Here is a 10,006-nt window from a genome sequence, read left to right on the forward strand (position 1 = left end):
GACCGGACCGCGCTCCGTCGAGCGGGGTGGTGAACTGATCGCCCAAGCGACCGGTGGCATGCTCGCTACGATCGAGGGCTCTGACGGGACGCCGGTGCCCGCCCCTGGCTATGTCGCGCTCAAGGCGGCGGGCGCGGTGACGGCGCTGGCGGCCCTGCACGGCCTCGATCGGCGCAACGCTACGAGCGCGCCGGTGAGCGTGGATGTGTCGGTGCAGGAGGCGGTCGCATTCACCGCGGCCCTTCCCGAGTGCGCCCACGTGCTGTACTCCTGCCCGGGAAGGGCGGGCAGCGGGCGTTATCTCGCCCCGTCGGGCTTGTTCGCCTGCCGCGACGGACTGGTGCGCATCACCGCCGTCGAAAATCACCAGTGGACCGGCCTGTTGGTGGCCTTGGGTCATCCCGGATGGGCCACGGGCCTGGGCGAACGAGCCGCCCGGATAGAGCACGCCGATTTGATCAACCACCACGTCGGGGCGTGGGCGGCGACGCTCCTCAAGGAAGACTGCGCAGCCCTGTTGCAGGCCAACGGCGTGCCTTCGACGCCGGTGAATACACCCGCGGAGATCCTGACGTCGCCCCAATTCGCTTCTCGCGGAGCCATTTCGGTGACTCGACTGGGCGGTACTGCCCTGTCCGTACTGGCCCCCCCATGGGCGACGCGCCCGGGCGGGCGGTTCGGACGGCACCGCACGGGCCGGCTGAACGACCTGCGAGTCGCCGAGCTGACCCACGTCCTGGCCGGGCCGATCGTCGGCGCGTTGCTCGGTGGGATGGGTGCCCGGGTGCTGCGACTGGAAGACCGCGACCGACTCGACATCTACCGCCGCACCGGACCGTTCGCCGCAGGGCGGCCCGGCGTCGAGCGCGGCGCGTATTTCGCGGTGGCCAACCACTCCAAGCGCAGCGCGCTGATCGATCCCGGCCGGCCGACGCAGGACGTCGCCGCCGCCCTCGAGGAAGCCGACGTGCTGATCGAGAATGTCGGCGCGGCACGGCTGACCCGGCTCGGCGTCGACCCCGCCGAAATCGCCGACTCGGGCCGGTTGGTGATGCGGGTCTCGGGTTTCGGGTCGACGGGTCCCATGGCCGGATACCGCGTGTACGCCAACAACGTTCAGTCCTACGGGGGTCTGGCCGGACTCACCACGGGATCCGACGGGTCGCCGGCGCGGCTCGGCACGGTAATCGCCGACCCGCTGTCTTCGGTGGTGGCGGCCACCGTGATAGCGGCTTGGGCGCTCGGGCCTGCCCGCGACTTCGGGGCGGTGATCGATCTGTCCATGGCCGAGGTGGTGGCGTCCACGGTGGCCGAATTCGTCGCCGCGGCCTCGGCCCCCGTCGGGGTGGTGTACGACGGTGGGGCCGACGCGCGGGGCGGCGTCTACCGTAGCGCCGATGACCGCTGGGTGGCGGTCGAACTCTCGGCTCCCGCGGACCGGGCGCGCCTGACGGAATTGGCCGGGGAACCCGATCAGCTCGCCGCGCTGATCGCCGGCGAACCGGCCCGCGAGGCGGCAGCGCGCCTGACGGCCGCGGGGTTGCGCGCTGCGGTCGTGCAGCGCGCGGACGACCTGGTGAACGACCCCCACCTGGCCGCGCGGGGATTCTTCCCGGAGATCGCCCACCCCGATCCGGATATCACCACCGCGCGCCTGGTCGGTCTCCCGTGGCGATTCACCGGGCAGGGCCCGATCCCGCTGGCGCCGCCGCCGGCCCTGGGCGACGCGAATGCCCGTCAGGAGAGGATGACAAGTGCCGGCTGATCCACCCAGTGATGAGACTGCGACGGTGTGGGCATCGACGTTCGTGCCGTCGAGGTCGCCGATTCCCGAGTTCGGCCAGGAGGGCTACTCCGTCGCATGGGTCGACACTCGCGAAGGCCGGGTGCAACTCCTGGTGTCCGGGCCACGGCCCGGGCCCGGTGCCGTTGGCCGAATCGTCGAGCGGAAGCTTGGCGAGGCTGAAGTGCTGCTCTTCGAGGCGGATCCGGCGTGACGGGCGTCCACGTCGCGGGCGTCGGGCTCACCCCCTTCGGCAAACACGGCGACACCGCGCTCGCCCAGTTCGGGGTGACGGCCGCCCGGCAGGCGCTCGAGGACGCGGGTCTCGGCTATGACGCCATCGGCGAGGTCTTCTGCTCGTCGTCGATGGCGCCGCCGCAGACCGGGCTGAAGGTCGCGCATGCGTTGGGACGCAGCGGGATCCCGGTAACCGCGATCGAAAGCGCCTCGGCGGGGGGCATGGTCGCCCTGCGGCATGCTGTGTGGGCGGTGGCGTCGGGCCGCTGCGAGGCGGCGTTGGCGATCGGCTATGAGAAGACGACCGCGCTCGAGCCCGGCGGGGTGGTACCGGCGGCGGTCGATTTCTGGGACCGGTTCCCGCCGCAGATCCACTACGCGATCGAGGCGAATCGCTTTCTGTACGAGGCGAACTGCGCGCCGGATGTTATCGGTGCCGTCGCGGCCAAGTCGTATAACCAGGCGCGCCTGAATCCGCTGGCGGCTCGGCGCAACGACCACGAGGTGACCGTTGAACAGGTGATGTCGTCGCGGATGATCGCCGAGCCGCTAACCAAGATGATGTGTCACGCCTCGGTCGACGGCGGCGCCGCGATCGTCGTGACGTCCGGACCACGCATGCGGTCCGTGGCGATCAACGCCATCGAGCAGACGAGTTGGCCGCGCGACCCGGGCTGGCCGCTGGCCGGTCCGTGCGTCGGCCCGCCGTCGCAAATAACCCTGACGGCAGGGCGGGCTTACGCCGCGGCGCAGGTCGCGGCGAATGACGTCGGAATTGTTTCCCTGCATGACATGTGCGCCAGCGAGGAGGTCACCGCGCTGATCGCACTCGGCCTCGTCGACGTCAAGGATGTCGCCGAACTCGTCCAGTCGGGCGGGTTGGGATCCAAAGGCAGGCTGCCGACCAACACCGACGGCGGCTGCCTTGCCCGCGGGCATGCGTTCGGTGCAACGGGACTGGCCCAGGTCGCCGAGGTGGTGAGTCAGCTTCGTGGAGAGTCGGATTCGCGGCAGGCCGCCGATCCCCGCGTCGGGCTGGCGCAGGCGATGGGGGGCGGTGGGTCCTGTGTTGTGGCCGTACTGGGTCGGTGATTCGGCCCTCAGCCGGGGTCTTCGTAAGACCGGCCGAAAAAGCGTTCGACGAGGGCGCGTTCGTCGGCGGGGTCCCTCACCGGCCACCACCACAGCGCCAGGAACGCCCGGATAAGCCATTGGGCGGCAAGTGGATCTGCATTGTCGGATCCGAGCATGTCATAGGCGAGTGCGGTGACAGCGGGGGAGTTCGTGAGCCACTCGCTGCGCGGCACCGTCGGTGCGGTCTGCATGAGCTGCGCCAACGGATCAGAGCGCAGGCGCTGCAGGGCCAGGATGGTGGCCGTCACCACTCGTTCGCGGCCGGTCAGGTCTTTGATGGCCTCGCGCACGGTATCGACGATGCGGCTTGCCTGGAGGGCAACCACCGCGTCCCTGATGGCCGCCTTTCCGCCGGCGTGCCGGTAAATAGTCGCCGGTGAGCAGTGGACCGTTTCGGCGAGGCTCTCGATGGTGAACTCGTCGTATCCGACGTGCGAGATGAGGTCGGCGGCGGCCGCATATATCCGTTCGGCGGCTGCGCTGCGGCGATCCCGGCCCACCAGCCAGTCGTTCCGTGCCATGCAACCCTCCCGTACAGCCGACAGAAACTTCCCTCAGGGTGAGAATTATCGGTAACAATTCTCAGGCTAACGCGCTGGTCCTCCCGCGCAAGCGGTTTGGGGTGCACGGACGGCGCGGCGGGAGGCTTATCAAACTTTCCTCGCCCTATTGACCGCGCCGACGGTCACCTTCAGCCTGGGTCTATGGCGGTCTTGAGCGACCCGGTCGATTTCTTCGGTGCCGAGGCTTTGCAGGATCCGTATCCGATGTATGACCGGATGCGCGCGACGGCTCCGGTGCATCGCATCGCCGATTCCGACTTCTATGCCGTGTGTGGCTGGGACGCGTTGATCGAGGCCGTCACTCGGGTCGATGACTTTTCGTCCAATCTCACGGCAACCATGATTTTCCGCGAGGACGGCAGCATCGGGGCGTTGCCGATGATGGAGGCGGGAAGCCCCACCCACGCCCTGGCCACGGCCGATGATCCGGCGCACGCACTGCACCGCAAGATCTTGCTCCCACACCTGTCCGCGCGCCGGGTGCGGATCATCGAGGAATTCGCTGCGGAGACCGCCGAGCGCCTGTGGGAGGAGAACCTGCACCAAGGACGCATCGAATGGATGGGCGCGGTGGCGAACCGGCTCCCGATGATGGTGGTCGCAAAATTGCTGGGCCTGCCCCATGCCGATGTCGACAAACTGATCCGGCTGGGTTACGCCACCACCACCCTGCTCGACGGCGTCGTCACCGAGGCGCAGCTCGCGGAGGCCGGGATTGCGGCGTTCGAACTGTCGGCGTACGTCATGGAACATTTCGACAAGGCGGATACCGCGGACAAATCCGGGCTGATACCGGACATGGCCGCCCGCTACGCCTCCGGCGAGGTGGACCAGGCCGTGGCGATGGGCATCATGCTCACGCTGTTCAGTGCCGCCGGCGAGTCGACCGCCTCGTTGTTGGGCAGTGCGGCATGGATTCTCGCCGACCGCCCCGAGGTCCAACAGCGGATTCGCGAAAACCCGGAACTACTAGGCAATTTCATCGAAGAAACACTGCGCTACGAGCCGCCGTTTCGTGGCCACTACCGCCACGTGTGGCGTGACACCACCCTCGGCGGGGTGGAGGTGCCGGGGAATGCGCATCTGATTCTTTTGTGGGGAGCCGCCAACCGCGACCCCGAGCACTTCGAGTCGCCCAACGAATTCCTTCTCGACCGCAGCAACGGGAAGGGGCATGTGACGTTCGGCAAGGGCGTGCATTTCTGCGTCGGGGCGGCCCTGGCCCGGTTGGAGGCTCAGATCGTGTTCAAGATGCTACTGGAGCGGACCACCTGGATCGACGCGTGTGACGTCGGAGATTGGCTGCCCAGCATCCTGGTCCGGCGACGGAAGCGGCTGGAGCTCGTCGCACGGTAGCGGCCTCCGACGCGCGCGTCAGCGGCCGAGTAACCGGGCCAGCGGCGTCAGCGGGTGCACGCCGCCGGCGCGGTTGAGAACCGGCTCCAGTAAACGCATTTGCCGCATGATGCGGCGGTGGAACAGCCGAATGAGCTCGGTGTCCATGTTGTCGGGCGCCTGCAGCACGAATGCCTCAAGCGCCGCATCGCCTGCACGCCAGTCGGCGTATCGGGAGCCGAGCAAGCGTTCGACGTCGTCGAGGTTTTCGGATTCGATCGCGGGGCCGTGCCGGCAGACGCCGGCGACGTAGCGCGCGGTTTGCGCCGTTTGATGCCGGCGAAAGCGCTCAATCTCGGTCTCGGCCGCTAGCTCCTCGATGATGGGTGCCAACGCGTCGATAAGGCCGCTCTGGCGGACATCTGTCGCCTGCGGGAGTCGGTAATCGCCGAGGGCGACGCCCTCGACCGCGGCCATGGCTTCGACTGCGTTGAGCGAGCATTGCTGAAACCACTCCTCATATTGCAGCAAGTCGCTCATCGGAAAAGGGTTGTGCAAGACCATCACCAACGAGAGAGGCGTGGTGAGCGAGAACTGCGCGGTGTGGAACTCGACCACCGGCAGGTCCAGTTCCACGCCGGAAACCTCCTCATAGCGCCGGAACGCGCGCTCGAGGTCGCCGAGGGGCTCGGAGATGTCGCGCAGGCGCAGTCCTGCGAGGTCGTGGGCGGTGTCGCCGAGGTAGGCCAGTTCGACGTCGAGCAGTCCGGTCACACGACCGTCGGCGAACATGAACTGTCCGGGATCGCCGAGGACGAAGCGAGGGTCGAACCGGTGCGCGGGAACGTGGCGGCGGATCCAGCCGATGCCGAATTCCAGAAACGGCTCCGGGCGCTTCTTGGTAGACCGATACCTCGCGACGGACGCTTCGAAGCTCGACAACGCGTGCTGCTGAGGGCTTTCGGGCAACTTGAGCCCGGCGGTGGAGAACTCACCCGGATCCAGCCGATGGATCCGCGCAAGGATTTCCATGTATTCATCGATGACCGAGTTGCGTTCTGCTGCACTCGGCGAGGTTGACAGATTGGTGGCGCCGGGGAGGCGATCCATCACGATGGCCGGTGGTGCCTCAATCCGACCGTGAATGTGTGGGACTGGAATCCCTTGCTTCTCCAGGGCTTCAAGGATGTCCGCCTCTCGATGGGTGGACAACGAGAACTCCATGCCCTCGCGGTTGCCCCGCACATACAGCGGCATGATCGTGCCGTCGCGTTCGACGTCGGCGAACCAGGCCGGACGCCAACGTGGTTGGCGCTCGAAGGCCCGCACGGGCCCCAGGTGACTCTCGAGCCAGCTTCGTACCGCCTGATCGGGTGTCATGTCGTCGGGGAGGTCAGAAACCCATTTTCAGCGCGGCACCGGCGTCGATGAACATCTGCAGCCCGGTGACGTATCGCGATTCGTCAGAGGCGAGGTAGACCACGGCGTGCGAGATGTCCTCGGGCTGCACCCAGGGCACCGGCATCGCCTGGAGCATCGGGTAGATCACGAAGGCATCGTCGTGTGTCGGAGCCTCCAGGTCGGGCCGGAACGTCTTGTACATCATCGGGTTGTTCATCATCGCGGTGTTCACGTTCGTCGGGTGCACGGCGTTGACGCGTATCTCGCGCGCCGCCAGCGTCATCGCCATCGATTTGACCCAGTCGCGGACGAACTTCTTGGCCAGACCATAGCCGAGCCCGCCGGGGCCCGCGTTGCCGCCACCGTTGAACATGTCGTGTTGGGAGACCAGTCCGGCGATCGAGCCGGTGGCGATGATCGACGCACCGGTGTCCAGATGGTCGAACGCGGCGTTGACGGTGTTGACCACGCCGAGGAAGTTCACGTCGAGCACGTCGCGGAACGCCGGATACCCTTTGTGCTCTCCGTGCGGGCAGATGCCGGCGTTGGCGACGACGACGTGCAGCCCGCCCAGTTGGGCAACGCCGTCGTCGATCGCCTTCTTCAGGGCCGCCCGATCCCGCACATCGGCCACCGCGGTGACCACCCGCCGGCCGGCCTTCTCCACCAGCTTCGCCGTCTCGTCGAGGTCGCTCTTGCGTGCCATCGGGTAGTCGTTGGTCGCGATGTCGTCGCAGATGTCAACGGCGATGATGTCGGCACCCTCGTCGGCGAGATGGACTGCGTGACTGCGTCCTTGGCCGCGCGCCGCACCCGTGACGACCGCAACTTTGCCGCTGACTCGATTCATCTGCTTACTCCGTTGGTTGGATCTTAAGAGGGCTGTCGATCACGCGATGGTCCCGCTGTCCTTGAGGGCGATGATGTCGTCCCAGTCCTTGCCCAGTTCGAGCAATAGCGCCTCGGTATGTTCGGCGAACTCCGGTGTCGGGCCGAGAGTAAACGGTGTCTGATCGAAAAGCACGGGGCTCGATACCAACTCGAGGGCACCGCCGCTGCCTTGGACGGGCGCGATGACACCGTTTGCCCTCACCTGCTCGTCAGCCACAACATCCATCGTGTTCTGTACGGGCGCCCACTGCCCTTCGAAACCGGCCAGCGCTTTGCGCCAGTGCTCGAGGGTTTTGCTTCCGAGCACCTCGCGCAGGATCGCAGTTGCCTGGGCCGCGTTGCGGGTTAGCAGCTCATGGCTGGCAAAGCGTTCGTCGGTGGCAAGCTCGGGGAGTCCGACCCGCGAACAGAAGTCCGCCCAATGGCGGAAACCTTGCATCATCGACAATCCCATGTACCGCCCGTCGCCGGTGCGGTAGAAGCCCACCAGCGGATTGTGGGGGGCGACGTTGGCGCCGGCGGGGTTTGCCTGCCACGGCTCTCCGGAGATCAGCGCGGCGTTGACTGCCACCCCCATCGCCCACACCCCCACTCCGAGGAGCGACACATCCACCACCTTGGCCTCACCGGTCCGATCACGAGCGAACAGCGCCGCCGCGATTCCGCCGGCAATTGTCATGCCGCCCAGAGAATCTCCGTACGCCGGGCCGGGTTGTGCGACGACGCCGCCCATATCGGGCGGGGTGACGCTTGCCGCGCTACCGCCCCGGCTCCAGAAGCCCGTCATGTCGTAGCCACCGATGCCGGCCTCGTCGCCGAGCGTTCCGTATGCGCTGCCCCGCACATAGACGATGTCGGGATTCGCCGTCCGCAAGTCATCGACGTCGATCCGCAGTTTGGCACGGGCGTCGGGCAAGAAGTTGGTCAGGAACACGTCGCTTGTGCGCGCAATGTCCATCAGCAATTCATGGCCGGCCGGTGTCGAGATGTCCAGGGCGATAGATCGTTTGCCGCGGTTCGCGTGCTCCATGACGGGGTTGCGGTCGCCGGCGATCTGCACGTTGCCGAGCTGACGTAGGCCCCGCTGGGCATCGCCGGTGCGCGGATGTTCGATTTTGAGTACGTCGGCGCCCCAGTCCGCCAGCACCGCACCGGCGGCCGGAACGAACGTCCACTGGGCGACCTCGAGGACGCGTACGCCTGCCATGGGTCCGCTCATGGGCACGCCCCTCAGCGGTAGTCGAGCACAACAGGCAGGTGGTCGTGCGTGTGCACCAGCGTCGACACGCGGGGCACTCGGTCGCCGACCACGTGAATCCCCTTGGCGCGCCGCGCCACTTCCTCCAGCAGCAGACGAGCTTCGCGTCGAGCCAGGGCGGCGCCCATGCAGAAGTGCTCGCCGACCCCGAAGCCGAGGTGATTGGCGGCGTCCTGGCGGTGGATGTCGAACTGTTCGGCGGTCGGGCCCCAGTGCTCCTGGTCGCGGTTCGCGGACGCATAGGCGAGCAGCACCCCGTCGCCTTCCTTGACCTCCGCACCGCGCAGACGAACGTCGCGGGCCGCCTGCCGGGCCATGCTCATCACCGGCGTCCAGTAACGCAGCACCTCCTCGACGGCGTTGCCGCTCAGGCCAGGTTCGGCGAACAACACCGCCGATTGGTCGGGATGCGTGTCGAGGCAATCGGCTATTCCCGCGATCAGGCTCTGCGTGGTCTCACTGCCGGCGGCGAGCAAGGTGAGCGCGTAGATCATCACCTGCATGTCGTCGAAGGGCTCCCCGTCAACGGTCACCTGGGAGAGCATCGTGAGCAGATCGTCCTGAGGATGCTCCTTGCGTTCGGCGACGAGGCCCATCAGATAGGGCCCGATGTGTTCGAAGATGAATGCGTAGTCCTCGTCGCTCGCGGCCCCACCACCGACGTTGGCGATCGTGGTCGCCCAGCCCGCGACCTTCGGCCAGTCTTCCTCGGGCACTCCCAGCAGGTAGGCGAACACATACACGGGGATGGGCTCGGCGACCCGTTGAATCCAGTCGAATTCACCGTTCGGCAGGTCGTCGAGCGCATCGTTGACGACCTGGCGTACCCGGGCCTCCATCTTGGCGACCGCGGCCGGCGTGAACCGCACGCCGACGGCCTTGCGGTGCACTCGGTGCACCGGCGGATCCATGAACATGATGCCGCGGTTGCCATATCCCTGAGGGTCGCGGCCCTCCCGGTGCGCGATCAGATCCATCATGATCCCAATGCGCTCCGACTTGAACCTCTCGGGTCGAGCCGAGATACCCTTGATGTCTTCGTACTTGGTGATCACCCAGAACTGGCCCTCCTCGTACCAATGCACGGGATCGTGTTCGCGCAACTGCGCGAATGTGGCGTTCGGGTCGCCGAGGTAGAACGCCGGCTCGTCGAAGCGGGCCGCTGTGATCGTCACCATGCAACAATAAAACAGATTTTGTTCTTCTGCCAATGCCGCGCCGCAGCCAGGCCGGCGGGACGGCTACTCGCAGATTAACAGTTGATGTTCTATTGTTCAGTCTTATGGTGACGATCACAGCGGCCCGCTTCGACGAGCCGGCGTTCTACCTCGGCGACCCGTTGAATCCAGTCGAATTCACCGTTCGGCAGGTCGTCGAGCGCATCGTTGACGACCTGGCGTACCC

The 10,006-nt window shown here is 66.7% G+C and carries 9 protein-coding genes; 4 read left to right on the top strand and 5 right to left on the bottom strand.

Annotated features, from left to right (window positions below):
- The 3 genes from A9X03_RS19970 to A9X03_RS19980 all read left to right on the top strand — a co-directional run.
- Positions 1-1,765, top strand: a 1,765-nt coding sequence (locus A9X03_RS19970; RefSeq protein WP_068262603.1) for a CoA transferase, incomplete at its 5' end; no start/stop codon positions are given.
- Positions 1,766-1,790: 25 nt separating this feature from the next.
- Positions 1,791-1,997 carry a hypothetical protein gene (locus A9X03_RS19975; RefSeq protein ID WP_231975428.1) on the top strand — a complete coding sequence of 69 codons (207 nt, stop codon included), beginning with the start codon at positions 1,791-1,793 and terminating at the stop codon, positions 1,995-1,997.
- Positions 1,994-3,112, top strand: a complete 1,119-nt coding sequence (locus tag A9X03_RS19980; protein WP_067755156.1) for a thiolase family protein — start codon at positions 1,994-1,996, stop codon at positions 3,110-3,112. The genes A9X03_RS19975 and A9X03_RS19980 overlap by 4 nt, the downstream gene beginning before the upstream one ends.
- An 8-nt stretch (positions 3,113-3,120) precedes the next feature.
- Here A9X03_RS19980 and A9X03_RS19985 read toward each other — a convergent pair whose 3' ends face one another.
- A complete protein-coding gene (locus A9X03_RS19985) occupies positions 3,121-3,675 on the bottom strand; it encodes a TetR/AcrR family transcriptional regulator (RefSeq protein WP_067784306.1) in 555 nt (184 codons plus the stop codon).
- 183 nt (positions 3,676-3,858) lie between these two features.
- Here A9X03_RS19985 and A9X03_RS19990 point away from each other — a divergent pair, with 183 nt between their 5' ends.
- Positions 3,859-5,073, top strand: coding sequence for a cytochrome P450 (locus tag A9X03_RS19990; RefSeq protein ID WP_067755150.1), 1,215 nt, complete (start codon positions 3,859-3,861; stop codon positions 5,071-5,073).
- Positions 5,074-5,091: 18 nt separating this feature from the next.
- Here A9X03_RS19990 and A9X03_RS19995 read toward each other — a convergent pair whose 3' ends face one another.
- From A9X03_RS19995 to A9X03_RS20010, 4 genes are all read right to left on the bottom strand, one after another.
- Complete coding sequence (locus A9X03_RS19995) at positions 5,092-6,381, bottom strand: phosphotransferase family protein (protein ID WP_231972835.1); 1,290 nt, start codon at positions 6,379-6,381, stop codon at positions 5,092-5,094.
- Positions 6,382-6,445: 64 nt separating this feature from the next.
- A complete protein-coding gene (locus tag A9X03_RS20000; protein WP_055404272.1) occupies positions 6,446-7,303 on the bottom strand; it encodes a mycofactocin-coupled SDR family oxidoreductase in 858 nt (285 codons plus the stop codon).
- 39 nt (positions 7,304-7,342) lie between these two features.
- Positions 7,343-8,563: a CaiB/BaiF CoA-transferase family protein gene (locus A9X03_RS20005; protein WP_067755144.1), complete on the bottom strand. Its 1,221-nt coding sequence runs from the start codon at positions 8,561-8,563 to the stop codon at positions 7,343-7,345.
- 11 nt (positions 8,564-8,574) lie between these two features.
- Complete coding sequence (locus A9X03_RS20010; RefSeq protein ID WP_231975429.1) at positions 8,575-9,777, bottom strand: cytochrome P450; 1,203 nt, start codon at positions 9,775-9,777, stop codon at positions 8,575-8,577.
- Positions 9,778-10,006: the final 229 nt, after the last annotated feature.

It is taken from the genome of Mycobacterium sp. E1715 (assembly GCF_001667625.1).
Lineage (GTDB): Bacteria > Actinomycetota > Actinomycetes > Mycobacteriales > Mycobacteriaceae > Mycobacterium.